Genomic DNA, 13,965 nt, shown 5'->3' on the forward strand with positions numbered 1-13,965 from the left:
CCGGCGGTCGAGCGGCGCTGGCATGCCCGCTTGTTCAACTACTCACTATTCCCTACTCGCCATTCGCGCGAGCGGAGCTCGCAATGGCTAACGTCACCCTGCGCAACGTCCGCAAGACCTATCAAGGCGGCTTCGAAGCAATCAAAGGCGTCAACGTCGACGTCGGCGACGGCCAGTTCTGCGTGCTGGTCGGCCCCTCCGGCTGCGGCAAGTCCACGCTGCTGCGCATGGTCGCAGGGCTCGAGACCGTCACCGGCGGCGAGATCGACATCGGCGGCCGCGTCGTCAACCAGGTCGAGCCCGCCGATCGCGACATCGCGATGGTGTTCCAGAACTACGCGCTCTATCCGCATATGAGCGTCTTCAACAACATGGCCTACGGCCTACGCAACCGCGGCATGGCCGAGGCCGAGATCAAGACCCGCGTCGAGCAAGCCGCGCGCGTGCTCGAGCTCTCCGCCATGCTGGAGCGCAAGCCGCGCCAGCTCTCCGGCGGCCAGCGCCAGCGCGTCGCCATGGGCCGCGCCATCGTGCGCCAGCCGAAGGTATTCCTGTTCGACGAGCCGCTCTCGAACCTCGACGCCAAGCTGCGCATCGCGATGCGCGTCGAGATCCGCAAACTGCAGCGCCGGCTCAACACGACGTCGATCTACGTCACCCACGACCAGCTGGAAGCCATGACGCTCGCCGACGTTCTCGTCGTGATGAATGGCGGCCAGGTCGAGCAGGTCGGCAATCCCCTCGCGATCTACGAGAAGCCGGCGACGACCTTCGTCGCCTCCTTCATCGGCGCACCGCCGATGAATCTGATGTCGACGCGTCCCGAGGAGATCAAGTCGCAGCTCGGCGGCAGCGCAGACGGAGTCGGCATTCTGGGCATCCGCCCGGAGGATTTCCTCATCACCGACGAGACACCAGCCGGCGGCGTGGCGCTGCCGTTAACGGTCGAGGCCATCGAGCGCGTCGGTGCCGAGACCTTCGTCTACGGCTCGCGCGAGCAGGACGACCAGCGCGTCGCCGCCACCCCTGGTGAGCTGCCCCCCGGCGAGGTCATCGTCCGCATCCCCGGAACCGAGGCGCCCGCCATCGGCGCGAGGATCCGCGTCGCGGCGGTCCGGGCGAAGCTGCATTTGTTCAGCGGCGACGGGCGGACGCGGATCGAGGCCTGACGGGTTCCGAGGGCCGCCTGATCAAGACCGCGAAAACAACCCCATGCACAGTAGAGGGGGTCCCTGTTTTCATTGAGATAAATCGCCTGCCAATTCGTCATGCCTGCGCCCCCGCGGCTATGACGAATTGTAAGCATTTTATGCGATGGCAGGGCCGCGGGCGGCAGAACGCCCCATCCACAGCCCCCCGCTACGTCCTTGAACCGACACGGGGATATGACCATATTGCTGACCAAGGGGTGCCTTGATCGGGCCCCGAAGCACCAAAGTCGCTTCGAGAGGACTTTGTAAACTATGTCTCGTGTTCCCACGCTTTCCAGTCCGTTCCTTCTGGGCTTCGACGAGATCGAGCGCGTGCTCGACCGCGTCGTCAAAGGCGCCGACGGCTACCCTCCCTACAATATCGAGAGGTGCGGCAGCGCGGACGGCCAGCCCGAGCGGTTGCGCATCACGCTGGCGGTCGCCGGATTCACCCGCGACCAACTCGATGTAACCATTGAGGAAAACCAGCTCGTGATCCGCGGGCGGCAGCAGGACGACAAGGCCCGGCAATACATCCATCGCGGCATCGCCGCGCGCCACTTCCAGCGCACCTTCGTGCTGGCGGAGGGGATGCTGGTGCTGGGTGCGGATCTGAAGAACGGGTTGTTGTCGATCGACCTGGCCCGGCCTGAACCGGAGAGGATCGTTAAGACAATCGCTATCAATGAGCACGAATAATGGAACGAGTAGCGGACTCGACCGCTTAGTTCGTTAGAGGAGTCGAGACCATGAGTGAAGGTCACGTTGCGTTCGAATACGAAGCCAAGAATGTCTCCCCGGAGACGCTGGCAACCCTTGGCGAAGGCCATATCGCCTATGTGAAGCAGATCCGCTCCGAGGATGTTCCGGGCCTGTTTCCCGAGGCGCCGAAGATTGCGCCGGGCCTCAAGCTGTTCGCCCTCCACGCCGCCGACGGCACGCCGATCATGCTGACCGACAGCCGCGAAGCCGCGATCGCTAACGCCTGGAGCAACGAGCTGCAAGCCGTCAGCGTGCACTGAGCGCGCGTCGGACGAATAGAGATTTGGCGGGCATGCCTTCGCAGGAAGGCATGCCCGTTTTCATTTGTGAGGTGCTGCTGCTAGACGGTGGTCATGGACCAGCACATGCCCATCCCGATTGCGATATCCGAGTTGTCATCCGGCGAAGCGCTGGCCGAGACGATGCTGTCTCTCAACAACAACCATGCAGAGGAATTGTCGTGGCTTGAGCGCGAGCGGCTGCAAGACCTCGTCGCGCAAGCGTTCTACGCCTGCAGGATCGGCGACCTCGATGCTTTCCTGATCGCACTCGATCAAGACGGGCAATACGACAGCCCGAACTTCCTGTGGTTTCGATCCGGCTACGCGCGCTTTGTCTATGTCGACCGGATCGTGGTCGCAGCATCCGCGCGCGGCATGGGATGCGCGCGCCGGCTTTACGCCGACCTGTTCGATCGCGCGGCCGAGGCCGGACACGATCGCATCGTCTGCGAGGTCAACCAGCATCCTCCGAACCCGGCGTCAGACGCTTTCCATGCCGCCCTCGGATTTACCGAGGTCGGAAGCGCGAGCATTCACGACGGAAGCAAGACGGTCCGCTATCTCTCGCGCCGGCTGTAGACAGACGAAACGGCCGCCGCTCTTACCACGCGTAGCGCACCACGCCCTTGCCGGCAAAGCTGCGCGTAACGTTCGAGAATTCTCCTTCGAACGTTGCAGCAGCAGACCAGCCGTTCAGCCATGTCTTTTCGACGGACGCCGTCACGAGCGCGGAGTCGGCGGCTTGCGCCGCGCCGTTGACGACGAAGCTCGAACCGGGCAGCGCCTGGAAGGTCGCGCCGATCGCGCGGTCGGGATTGAAATCATGGGCCCAGGCGAGGCGGCCGCGCAGCGTGGCAATGCCGTCGGCCATGGCGAAGGATTTGTCGGTGCGCAGGCCGAGCTCGCTCCGGGTGTCGGTGACGCTCCTGGCGCCGTAAGTCAGAGCAAACGCGTTGTTGCCGGTGATCGCCTGCTCCGTATAGGCCGGCAGATCGAACGTGGTGAACTGCGCGGCCGCATAGGGCGTGAAGCCGATGCCGCCGATCGCGGGCGTAACGAAGCGATAGCCACCTTCCAGCCGGCCGGAATACGCATTCGCGTTGAAACGCGCCTGGAGATGATCGAGGCCTGCAATGGTGACATTGCGATCGGTGGTGATGTCCTGCCAGCCATAGGCAAGTGCGCCCGCGACATAGGCGGCGCCTGCATTGTGGCGCACGAAGGCGCCGGCCTGGAACAGGTCGGAGCGGCCGGTGCCGCCATTCGCCACCGAGAAGCTTGTGCCACCGCCGGCGAGCGCGAAGCCAGCCACGGTGTTCGGCGAGAACCAGTAATCGGCGCCCGCGGTCGCACCCGCAATGCGGCTGGTAGCGGCGTTGGCGCCGAGCGTTGCGTTGGCATCGGTGGTTTGCGAGCCGCCGAAGCCAGCAGCCCACACATTCCAGCGCTGCTCGAAGGCCTGCACCGGAGCTTTACGATAGATCGCGGCGTAGGCGTCACGCTCGGCGCCGGTGCGCTTGCGGCCGGCGGCATAAGCGAGCGCGTCGCTGTCCTCAGCCGCATAACCCGCAGCGCCACTGGGCGAACGCGGATCGCCGCGACCGGCGACGAACGGATCGGTCAGCACGCCCATGAACATGTTCATGGCGTTGAACGTGGTCTGCTGCGTGCCGGTCGCCGTCTCGCCCGAGACCTGCGTCAGCGCATTGAGCAGAGGGGTGCCCGACAGCGCGAACAGGGCATTGAAGCTAGCCGACATCGCAGCGCCGCCGAGCAGCGCACCGTCGATTCCGGCCGCGACGCTCCTCTGATTGATGTTGGCATTGCCCGGCAGCGAGGGCGAGAGCGTGCCGGCATCAAGCGTCAGCAGCACGTCGCTGCCGACATAGCTCAGCCGCGCGTTACGGGCAAAGCTGTTGGCGGTGAGGAATTCGGCGCCGGTGAAGCTGCCGCTCACCGAGCCCGCGCTCATGATCGTGTAGGTCGTCGTCGCCGACACCCGCGTCAGCGGATCCACCACCACCTTGCCATTGATGCTGGCGACGCCCGTGACGATGGTCTTGTCGGAGGTCGCGCCGGAGACTTGCACCAGATAGGTCGAGGCCGCCGTCATGGTCAGGCTCGCCGTGGTCAGCGTGCCGATCGAATTGCCCGGCGCCAGCGTGCCGCCATTGATGGCGACGGCACCGAGAATGCCGTTGCCACCGAGCGTGCCGCCTGCATTCACCGCGAGGCTGCTGACTGAGGAGAGATCGCCGTTCACCGCCAGCGTGCCGCCGTTCACCGTCACCGGTCCGGCATAGGTCGCGGCGCCCGTGAGCGTCCAGCTCGACGACCCCGTCTTGTCGAGCAGCGCCCAACCGGTCGAGATCTGGCTGACGTCGAAACTGTTGCTCCCGCTACCCGCGAAACGGAAGGTGTCCGTGCCATGGCCGATCGCGAGGCCGACGAGCTTTGCGTTCGGACCGTCCATCACGAGAAGGTTGTTGCTGCCGGAACCGAAGCGCACCGCGGTGCCGGTGAGGCCCGTGATGCTGCCGGCATTGATGACCGTCGAGACGCCGGCCGTGAGCGTGCTGACACCAACCACGTTACCGATGATCGTGCCGCTGTTCGCGATCGTGACATTGCCCGTCGAGGAAAATGCTCCAATGCCGACACCGCCGCCACTGTTCCATGTGCGCAAGGTCGCGCCCGATCCGATCGTGACGTTGATGTCGCCGCTGCTCGACCCCACACTGATGGCGTTCGAGCCGGGAAAGTTCGAGCGGACCGTGCCGCTGGTGACGGTCACCGTATTGGTTCCGGCTTGCGTGATGGCCAATACGCCTTCGCCAGCGCTCGACGTCACGTCCCTGGAGGTGGTCACGGTCGACGTACCCGCACCGACGACCGACGTCACGATGGCAATCCCGCCGGAGGAGATGACGCCGTCACGTGCGAACACGATGTTGCCGTTGCCGCCGGATGCGGTCGCGTGAATGCCCTGGCCGCCCGCCGTGATGTTGCCGCTTCCGGTCACCGTCACGTCGCCGCCACCGGTTGCTCCTGCACTGATGCCGAGGCCCGACGTCACGTTGCCGCTGCCGGTGACGGTCACACCGCCGGTGCCGCTGGTCGCAGCGTCAATGCCGATGCCCCCGGCGCCGGTGGTCACACTGCCGTCGCTCGTGACAAGCACGGAGCCGCTGCCCGTATTCGAGGCACTGAGGGCCGTGCCAGCGGCCGTGTTGATGACGCTGCCGCCACCCGAATAGCTGACGGCCCCGCCGTTGCCGACAAGGCCGATTGCGGAGACGGCCGCCTGGTTCGTCGTCACGACGCCGTTGTTGGTCATCGTGATGGTCCGGCCTGAGCCGGTCGGAGCAAGCTGAAGACCGAACCCGTTGACGGTGGTGTTGGCGGTGACGGTGCCGATCATATCGGCATTGAACGATTGCACCCGGTCGTTGGTCGCGGCGTTCGGGCTGGTGCTGTTGGTCGTATTCGCGGTCGTGATCGTGCTGCCGGGCGCGTCGCACAGCACGGTGACCGGGCCGGATCCGCTGGTCGAGCAGGATTGCGCTAGCGCGCTCCCCGGACGGCCGACGATCATTGCGAAGAGCGCGCTCGCAAAGGCCGTGCTCGCGAGCAACGAGCCACGCCGCTTCGGCGCATCAAGATCAATCGGCGATGAAAGGACGCGCGGCGCGCCATGCGCCGGAATCTGTTTCGACATGCCCCCACCAACTTTTTTGCCGCCGTATCGGCTGAATATTGGAGGCCTTGCCGGCAGATCACTGGAGATTGCAGGGGGCGCATGACGCCCGCAAGGTGTGCCGCCAGCTCCGCCACCAATTCACTTTTTCTGTGTCCGACCGGACACAGTGTTACCGGCGCGGGTTCGTCCGGGGGCGGCGCATTCCAGGTGGCGGCCAGCCTTTGCCCTAAAGCGCGATGAGATTGGGATGAATCGTCATCGCGCTTTAGGTTGTTGTTTGCGCATGATCTTTTCGGAAAACCGCTGCGCACTTTTCCGGATCATGCTTTAGCCTTTAGGAGATATCGCGGCGAACGCGCATATCGTTGAATACATGGTCAAACTCGAACCGGCGGCGGCGTGGACGGATTTTCTGGTCGCGGCACGGAGCAGGAAGCGTGAGGCCACCGGTCACGCGACCGTCATTCCGGGCACGCGACCCCATGCTGCCGGAGCGATCGAAGCCGGCGCACGCCGCTCTCGCGTCATTTTAAAAAACCAAGCCCTTCGCGCGCCGTCTCCACGGCCCATTTGTCGGTCGGCGGCAGCGCGAGCACGCTGTTGAAATCCGGGGCTGCTGCTAGACGGTGGTGCCGGCTTTACGCCGACCTGTTCGCTCGCGTAACCGAGGCCGGACACGATCACATCGTCTGCCAAGTGAATCGGCAGCCGGCGAACCCGGCGTCGGATGCGTTTCACGCCGCTCTGGGATTTGCCGAGGTCGGCAGCGCCAACATCCACAATGGCAGCAGGACGGTGCGCTATCTCTCGCGCGCCCTCTGACCGCACTCAAAGAAGGCGGATGGGGCGGCCTTGGGCCGCAGTTGTGGCCGACAGTACCGAACAGGATCGCCTACGCCTCGCGCGAGGGCACGGGCAAGCCCAATCAGGTCAATCGCGCACGGATGTCCGGTTTCAGGACCTTTCCGACCTTTGAGCGCGGAAGATCGTCCCAGACCTCGATCTGCTTCGGCGTCTTGACGCTGCCGATCTGTTCCTTGACAAAGGCGGCGAGCACCGCGGGGTCAATCCGCTGGCCGGCGCGGGGCTGCACCACGGCCACGATCCGTTCGCCCCACTTCGGATCGGGCAGCCCGATCACGGCGCAATCCTGTACCGCCTCATGCGCCCGCAGCGCGTTCTCAACCTCGATCGAGTAGACGTTGAACCCGCCGGTGATGATCATGTCCTTGGCGCGATCGACGATATAGAGGTAGCCGTCGCCGTCGATGTAGCCGATGTCGCCGGTGTGGTGCCAGCCATGCGCGGAGGCCTCCGCCGTGGCCTCAGGATTCTTGTAGTAGCCCTGCATCACCAGCGAGCCGCGGACCACGATCTCGCCGCGCGCGCCTGATGGCAGCAGGTTGCCGTCGTGATCCATGATGCCGGCCTGCACCAGCGGGCTGATCCGCCCGGCTGAAGCGAGGCGCTCCATCGCGATGGTGCCGTCGGCATTGTAATGCTCATCTGGTGCCATCATCGAAATCATCATCGGCGCTTCGGTCTGACCGAACAGCTGCGCCATCGGCCCGATACGCTGGAGCGCCTCCGCAAGCCGTGCCGCCGAGATCGGTGCCGCGCCGTACCAGAAGCATTGCAGCGATTCGAGGTTGGCGGAGCCGAGCTTGGGATGATCGAGCAGCATGTAGATCACGGTCGGCGGCAGGAAGGTGTGCGTGACGCGGTAGCGCTCGATCAGATCGAGGAATTCGGCGATGTCGGGGTGATGCATGATCACGATGCGGCCGCCGAGCGCCATGATCGGGAAACACAGCACGCCGGCCGCGTGGGTCAAGGGCGCGAGCGCGAGATAGACCGGACGGCCCTTGAAGGGATAGCCCATCAGTGTCAGGGCCGTCATGGCCTCGATGTTGCGGCCCGACAGCATGACCCCCTTCGGCTTGCCGGTGGTGCCGCCCGTGCCGGGAATCATCGCGAGATCGTCGACCGTCTCGCGTTGATAGGGGTCGTCGGAAAGGCCGGCGAGCCAGCCGTCGAACGATGGCGCGAAGGACAACTCGGCATCGAGGCAGACGAGGGCGCGCAGCTTCGGCAGCTCTGCACGCACCGCTTCGACCATCGGCGCGAAGCTTGAATGAAACAGCAGCAAGCTGCAGTCGAATTGGTCGAGGATGATCCGGTTTTCGGCCGCCTCGTTGCGCGGATTGATCGGGCACCAGACCGAGCCGGCGCGGGAAAGGCCGAACACGCACGCAAAGGCGACCGGATCGTTGCCGGAGAGGATTGCGACCTTCTCGCCGGCGGCAATCCCCGAACGCGCGAGCCCGCGCGCGATGCGATAGCTGAGCTGCTGCACCTCGCCATAGCTGAGGTTGCGCCCATCCATGGTGAGGCACGGCGCATCGGGGCCGAGCGAGGCACCTTTGTCCAGGTAATCGATGAAGCGCATGGTCGCCCCCGAAGTGGCAGCGGGCGACGCGACAAGCCGCGCCCCCCGCAATTTAGCTAATCGTGTACGGTCAGAACAGGCTTGCTGACCAGACCAAAACTGCGCAGCTGGCCGAGCAGCTCGTGATGGCCGAACGCCTGGCAGCCGGAGGCAAAGCCGACGCGCTTGGGCGGCTGCTGCAACAGGTGCGCGGCGGCATAGGCCTGCAGCAGGCCGGTCTGCTTGTAGTTGCTGTTGCCGTTGATGACGCAGTGCGCACGCCCCAGCGGGCCGGAGGCATGCACCGAATCCAGCGACTTGTTGACGCGCGGGTTCTCGCGCGGCGGCATGGTGTTCATGACGCCGGCGGCGGTCTGCGCCAACGCGGCGTAGCGGTCGCCGGGGTTCATGTCCTTGGTCGCGTCCAGCGCAGCGGCGACGATCTGCGGCACGCCCAGCATCAGTGCGCGGTTGAACACGCCGCCCAGCACCTTGACGTTGGCTACGCGCGGATCGCGCTTGAACCACACCGGGTGCGAGGTGCCGCCCCAGGGCAGCGCCAATGCCAACTCATGCTGGCCGGGGATGGCGAGGTTGTAGAGGCCGGCGTCGGGCTGATGCTCGACATATTTGTTCTGCTCCAGATAGTAGGCCTTGGCCATCGCGGCATTGACCAGGATGGTCTGCGTCGAGGCGATGGTCGGGCTGCCGCCCCAGAACACGGCGATATCGAGCGTATCGAGGCCGGGCGTCTCCAGGCACAGCTGCGCGGCGATCTCGCCGGTGGTGTACATCTGTGCGATGCCGGGCGCGAGCAGCAGGCCGGCATTGGCGAACTTCGCGCCCCACTCCTGCTCGAGCGTGATCAGCCAGTCCTGCTCGCCTGTCGTGTCGGTGTAGTGGCATCGGGAAGCCCAGCACGCCTGCACCACCTCTCCGCCGAACCTCGCGAAGGGGCCCACGGTGTTGAGCACCACCGAGGCGCCGTTGAACAACTCCGACAGTGCGCCCACGGTGTGGGGCACTTCCACCACCTCGTAGTCGGCGGTCTCGATGCCGGCCACGTTCGCCTTCATCGCGGCGTTGAGTTTCCCGGCGCTGCGGCCGGCAGCGATGAAGGGAATGTTGTACTCGCGTAAGTATTCGCAGACCAGACGGCCGGTGTAGCCGGACGCGCCATAGACGATGACGGGCTTCTTCGCGCTCATTGCGTTCCTCCGAAATGTTCGTTGTCAAGTTTTTTGCCTCACATGCCCATGCCGCCATCGACCGGCAGTCCGATGCCGGTGATGAAGCGCGCCTCGTTCGAGCACAGGAACACCGCGGCGTCGGCGATGTCGCCGACCTCGGCGAGCTTGCCGAGAGGCGTCTGCTCCACCACCGAGCCGACCGCGGCGTTGACGTCGGGCGCAAGACCGATCTTCACGATGTCGTTGGCCAGCTGCATACCCATGTCGGTCGGGATCAGGCCGGGATAGATGCAGTTGACGCGCACGCCATAACCGAGCTTGCCGGCCTCCATCGCAGCGACCTTGGTCATGCGATCGACCGCGGATTTGGTACCGGAATAGACAGCGATGCTCGGGAAGGCGATCGTCGCCGCGACGGAGGCGATGTTGACGACCGCGCCGCCCTTCCCCGCCGCTCCGCCCGGCCGCATCGCGCGGAAGGCGTGCTTCATGCCGAGCACGGTGCCGACGATGTTGACGTCGCACATCCGCCGCGCATCCTCGGCTCTGATTTCGCTGACCAGCGACGTGATCTCGATGCCGGCATTGTTGATGAGGATGTTGTAGCCGCCGAGGGTGGCGACAGTCTTGGCCACCGCCCGCTCCCATTGTGCGTCGTCGGTGACGTCGAGCTGGACGAAGCCCGTCGCGACATCTTCCTTCGCGATTCCCGCTGCGCTGGCGCGGCCGGCCTCCTCCAGAATGTCGGCGATCATGATCGAGGCGCCGGCGCGCGCCAGCGCCTGCGCGATGGCCGCGCCGATTCCCCGAGCACCACCGGTGACCAGGGCTTTCCTGCCTGCAAGGCTCTTCCCGCTCATGATGCACTCCTCCGTTGCTGGTGATTGATTCGTGCTGCGTCCATCGACGCGCACCAAGTCGATGGGCGCAGGCCTTTCGGCGGCACCCAGCGAAGCGTTCCTCCATGGCCGGACGTCTTGACGACTGTCCAAATTATTGGCGGGAGCCTCCGCCAGAATCTTGACACTTGTCAAGATCGAATTTGACAGTTGTCTAAGGAAGTGGTTGTGAGGAGGCGGAGCTATTCCGCGGTCGACGCGGTTTAAGTCCTTGAAAAAACGGGGCTGAGGAAAGGACGATATGGCGCGGCAGGTGACAGGGGCGGCCCGGCGTGTGGCCGATGCGGCCGAGGTGCTGCGCGACGAGAAGTTCAACGCGCGGCGCATCGAGCTTGCCGAGGCTGCGCTCGAAACCCTCGGAGAGCTCGGCTTCGCCCGCACCAGCCTGCGGGAGATCGCGCAGAACTCGGCGTTCACGCACGGCGTGTTCCACTATTATTTCAGCGACAAGCTCGACCTGATCTGCTGCTGCGTGCGCCACTACAAGGCGAAGTGCGTGACGCGATATGACGAGGTCGTCGCAACGGCAACGAGCCGCGAGGAATTGACGGAGGGCTTCCTCGCCAAGCTCGCAGCAACGCTGCAGAACGAAGCCCGCATGCACCGGCTTTGGTACGATTTGCGCTCGCAGGCGATGTTCGAGGCGGCGTTCCGCAAGGACGTGCTCGAGATCGACAAGAGCCTGGAGGCGATGATCTGGCGCATCGCCTCGCGCTATGCCGAACTCGGCGGCAAGCGGCCGGCGTCGTCACCTGCTGCGCTCTATGCGCTGTTCGACGGCCTGTTCCAGAGCGCGCTGCTCAGGCACCTCGCGGGCGACGAGACGGCGGTTGCTGAACTGCTCGACGAAGTCCGGCGCCTGCTGCCGACGGTGTGCTGACGCGCAAGAGTGACGCCTTCGCCGTCACTTCAAAAAGCCAAGCCCTTCGCGCGCGGTGTCCACGGCCCATTTGTCGGTCGGCGGCAGCGCGAGCACGCTGTTGAAATCCGCGCGCGCATGTTTGGCGTCGGACAGTTTCATATAGAGGATGCCCCGATTGGCCAGGGCGATTTGGTTGTTGGGATCGAGCCGGATTGCCTCGTTGTAGTCGGCGAGCGCACGTTCGTTCTCACCCATGTCGCGAAACGCGGCGGCGCGATTGTTGTAGGCGGCCGAATTTCCCGGCTGCAGCCGAATCGCTTCGTCGAAATCGGCAATGGCACGCTTATCGTCGCCCTTTCTGTGCCAGGCGAGGGCGCGTGCGAGATATGCCTTCTCGAAAGACGGCATGATCCTGGTGACGTCATCGAGCTCGTGGATGGCATTGTCGATGTCGTTCCTTTTCAGGAGAACGATGGCCCGGCAATAGTGGCCGCCGGCATTCCCCGGCTCCAGACGGACGGCGGTGTTGCAGTCGTCGAGAGCCGCGTCGATCTCGCCCTTGTCGAAATGGACGACGCTTCGCAGCTCGTAGGGCCATGCGGCGGCGGGATTGCGCCGCATCGCCTCGTTGTAGTCGGCGACGGCACGATCGGTGTCGCCCTTCCCTGCGTACGCTTCGCCCCTCTTGATGAAAGCAAAATAGGCTTGCTTGGGATTGCGCTCGATGGCCTCGGTGAAACCAGTGATCGCGAGATCGAAATCGCGCTTGTTGAGATATTCGAGGGCGCGGGAGGTGTAGGACGGTCCATAGCCGGGATCGAGGCGAATGGCCTCGTTGTAATCGGCCATGGCATGATCGCGATCGCCTTTCGCCGAATAGGCGCGGCCGCGGCAGTTATAGGCGCGCCCGAAATTCGGATCGATTCGGATCGCAGCGCCGCAATCCTCGAAGGCACGAGTCCAGTCGCGCTTGAGGTAGTAAGCTTCGCCGCGCAGCTCATAGGCAACCGCATTGGTCGGATCGCCCGCGATGATCTCGGTCTTCTCGGCGATGACGCGGTCGTTGGACGCCTCGTCTGCACGGGCCATTGCCGTGGCGCCGATGGTGACAGAACAGAGCAGACCAAAGACCCTGCCGATCGAACGGCACATCATGTCGCAAGATCCTCGCGCCAAACCCGTGCCGAGCGCAGGTGGACATGGTGGCGAAATTTCGCAGCGCCCGGCTGCGAAATAAGTCGCGGACGACGCGGCTCGGGTTCGAATGGAGGAGAGTGCTTACGCCGCCGTTGCCGGCGGCAGGGCCAGCACCGAATAGATCGCCTGGGCATCGCGCGAGGCGCGGAGCTTCTTGGCGATGTCCTGGTCGCGGAGCAGGCGGGCGATGCGGGCGAGAGCCTTGAGGTGATCGGCGCCGGCACCTTCGGGGGCGAGCAGCAGGAAGACGAGATCGACCGGCTGGCCATCCATCGCCTCGAAATCGATCGGGCGATCGAGCCGCGCGAACAGGCCAAAAATCTTTTCCAGCTTGGGCAGCTTGCCGTGGGGAATGGCGACGCCATAGCCGACCGCGGTGGTGCCGAGCTTCTCGCGCTGGAGCAGCACCTCGAACACGGAGCGTTCGTTCTGTCCGGTCAACTCGGCAGCCTTGGCCGCAAGTTCCTGAAGCGCCTGCTTCTTGCTGTTGACCTTCAATGCCGGGAGAATCGCCTCGGGTGCGACCAGATCGGTAATCGGCATGGAAGCTTTCCGAGGTGAATTAAACCGTCAGGTTCCGATTTGGCCAGCGTGGGGATAACCGCGCCGGGCCGGCGTCAAGAAGGTGAAGCAGGAGGGAGACTTAGCCAGTCCCTAGACCCTGATGTGGGGCGCTTCTACTCCAACGCAATCCCGGTGCCAACTCCCGCGTAGGGCTTTGCCCCGGTCATTGTTAAGGGCTGCGGATGGTACGGGGTCCCGGGCCTGCCCCCCTTCTGGCCCCAGTTCCTGGCCCTAGCCACTGGCCTTGCCGTCGGCCTTTCCGCCCGGCGGGTCGATCCAGCCGACATTGCCGTCGGCCCGGCGATAGATGATGTTCACCCGGCCGCTGGAACCATGCTGGAACACCAGGCAGGGCGCCCCGGTCAGGTCCAGTTCCATGACCGCTTCGCTGACCGAGAGCTGCTTCAGGGAGGTGGTGGCCTCGGCGATGATCACGGGGTTGTAGCCGGTGACCTCGTCGTCGTCCTCACTCTCCCCTGGGGCCTCCAGCACGTAAGCGGTGGCGTCGAGGGCAGCCAGCGCCGCAGAGGCGACATGAGCCTTGCGGGCGGAGCGGTCCTTGAGGCGGCTCTTGTAACGCTTGAGCCGCTTCTCGATCATGATCAGCGCCTGGTCGGCACTGGCATAGGCGTCCGGCGCGTTCGAATCGGCCTCCAGCGTAATTCCCGAATCGAGATGCAGCGCACAGTCGGTACGGAAGCCGAAGCCATCCTTGGACAGCGTGATGTGGCCGGAATAATTGCCATCGAAATACTTGCGCAGGACCTCTTCAGTCCGGTCGGTCACGCGGCCACGCAGGGCCTCGCCGACGCTGACGCTCTTTCCCGAAATCCGAAGAGTCATTGTGATGCCTCGCTTGGTTTGCGCCCGGCTACGCTGACGCGTCATCGTA

General features: G+C 64.6%; 12 protein-coding genes. 5 read left to right on the forward strand and 7 right to left on the reverse strand.

What is annotated here, in order from left to right:
* The first annotated feature begins 83 nt into the window (after positions 1 to 83).
* The 4 genes from WN72_RS00540 to WN72_RS00555 all read left to right on the forward strand — a co-directional run bounded on the left by WN72_RS00540 (position 84) and on the right by WN72_RS00555 (position 2,812).
* On the forward strand, positions 84 to 1,169 hold the full coding sequence (locus WN72_RS00540; protein WP_092211718.1) for a sn-glycerol-3-phosphate import ATP-binding protein UgpC: 1,086 nt from the start codon (positions 84 to 86) through the stop codon (positions 1,167 to 1,169).
* Between the two features lie 294 nt (positions 1,170 to 1,463).
* The gene (locus WN72_RS00545) at positions 1,464 to 1,889 is read left to right on the forward strand and encodes an Hsp20 family protein (protein WP_027561590.1); all 426 of its coding nucleotides are present in this window, start codon (positions 1,464 to 1,466) and stop codon (positions 1,887 to 1,889) included.
* Positions 1,890 to 1,939: 50 nt separating this feature from the next.
* Complete coding sequence (locus WN72_RS00550; protein WP_007598581.1) at positions 1,940 to 2,212, forward strand: BQ00720 family protein; 273 nt, start codon at positions 1,940 to 1,942, stop codon at positions 2,210 to 2,212.
* 105 nt (positions 2,213 to 2,317) lie between these two features.
* Positions 2,318 to 2,812 carry a GNAT family N-acetyltransferase gene (locus tag WN72_RS00555; RefSeq protein WP_244553638.1) on the forward strand — a complete coding sequence of 165 codons (495 nt, stop codon included), beginning with the start codon at positions 2,318 to 2,320 and terminating at the stop codon, positions 2,810 to 2,812.
* Positions 2,813 to 2,834: 22 nt separating this feature from the next.
* Here WN72_RS00555 and WN72_RS00560 read toward each other — a convergent pair whose 3' ends face one another.
* The 4 genes from WN72_RS00560 to WN72_RS00575 all read right to left on the reverse strand — a co-directional run bounded on the left by WN72_RS00560 (position 2,835) and on the right by WN72_RS00575 (position 10,411).
* Positions 2,835 to 5,951, reverse strand: a complete 3,117-nt coding sequence (locus tag WN72_RS00560) for an autotransporter outer membrane beta-barrel domain-containing protein (RefSeq protein WP_092211714.1) — start codon at positions 5,949 to 5,951, stop codon at positions 2,835 to 2,837.
* 907 nt (positions 5,952 to 6,858) lie between these two features.
* The gene (locus WN72_RS00565) at positions 6,859 to 8,382 is read right to left on the reverse strand and encodes an acyl-CoA synthetase (protein WP_092211712.1); all 1,524 of its coding nucleotides are present in this window, start codon (positions 8,380 to 8,382) and stop codon (positions 6,859 to 6,861) included.
* 56 nt (positions 8,383 to 8,438) lie between these two features.
* On the reverse strand, positions 8,439 to 9,569 hold the full coding sequence (locus WN72_RS00570) for a DUF5938 domain-containing protein (RefSeq protein WP_092211710.1): 1,131 nt from the start codon (positions 9,567 to 9,569) through the stop codon (positions 8,439 to 8,441).
* Between the two features lie 38 nt (positions 9,570 to 9,607).
* Positions 9,608 to 10,411 carry an SDR family NAD(P)-dependent oxidoreductase gene (locus WN72_RS00575; protein WP_092211708.1) on the reverse strand — a complete coding sequence of 268 codons (804 nt, stop codon included), beginning with the start codon at positions 10,409 to 10,411 and terminating at the stop codon, positions 9,608 to 9,610.
* A gap of 280 nt (positions 10,412 to 10,691) precedes the next feature.
* On the opposite strand from WN72_RS00575, the gene WN72_RS00580 reads away from it, so the two are divergent.
* Entirely contained in the window at positions 10,692 to 11,330 is a 639-nt protein-coding gene (locus WN72_RS00580; RefSeq protein ID WP_035730566.1) for a TetR/AcrR family transcriptional regulator, read from the forward strand.
* A gap of 24 nt (positions 11,331 to 11,354) precedes the next feature.
* On the opposite strand, the gene WN72_RS00585 is transcribed toward WN72_RS00580, so the two are convergent.
* From WN72_RS00585 to hpf, 3 genes are all read right to left on the reverse strand, one after another.
* Complete coding sequence (locus WN72_RS00585; RefSeq protein ID WP_027561597.1) at positions 11,355 to 12,467, reverse strand: tetratricopeptide repeat protein; 1,113 nt, start codon at positions 12,465 to 12,467, stop codon at positions 11,355 to 11,357.
* A gap of 123 nt (positions 12,468 to 12,590) precedes the next feature.
* Positions 12,591 to 13,052 carry a PTS IIA-like nitrogen regulatory protein PtsN gene (gene ptsN, locus WN72_RS00590; protein WP_008141251.1) on the reverse strand — a complete coding sequence of 154 codons (462 nt, stop codon included), beginning with the start codon at positions 13,050 to 13,052 and terminating at the stop codon, positions 12,591 to 12,593.
* Between the two features lie 252 nt (positions 13,053 to 13,304).
* On the reverse strand, positions 13,305 to 13,916 hold the full coding sequence (hpf, locus tag WN72_RS00595) for a ribosome hibernation-promoting factor, HPF/YfiA family (protein WP_092211706.1): 612 nt from the start codon (positions 13,914 to 13,916) through the stop codon (positions 13,305 to 13,307).
* Between the last annotated feature and the right edge of the window lie 49 nt (positions 13,917 to 13,965).

The organism is Bradyrhizobium arachidis (assembly GCF_015291705.1).
Taxonomy (GTDB): Bacteria; Pseudomonadota; Alphaproteobacteria; order Rhizobiales; family Xanthobacteraceae; genus Bradyrhizobium; species Bradyrhizobium arachidis.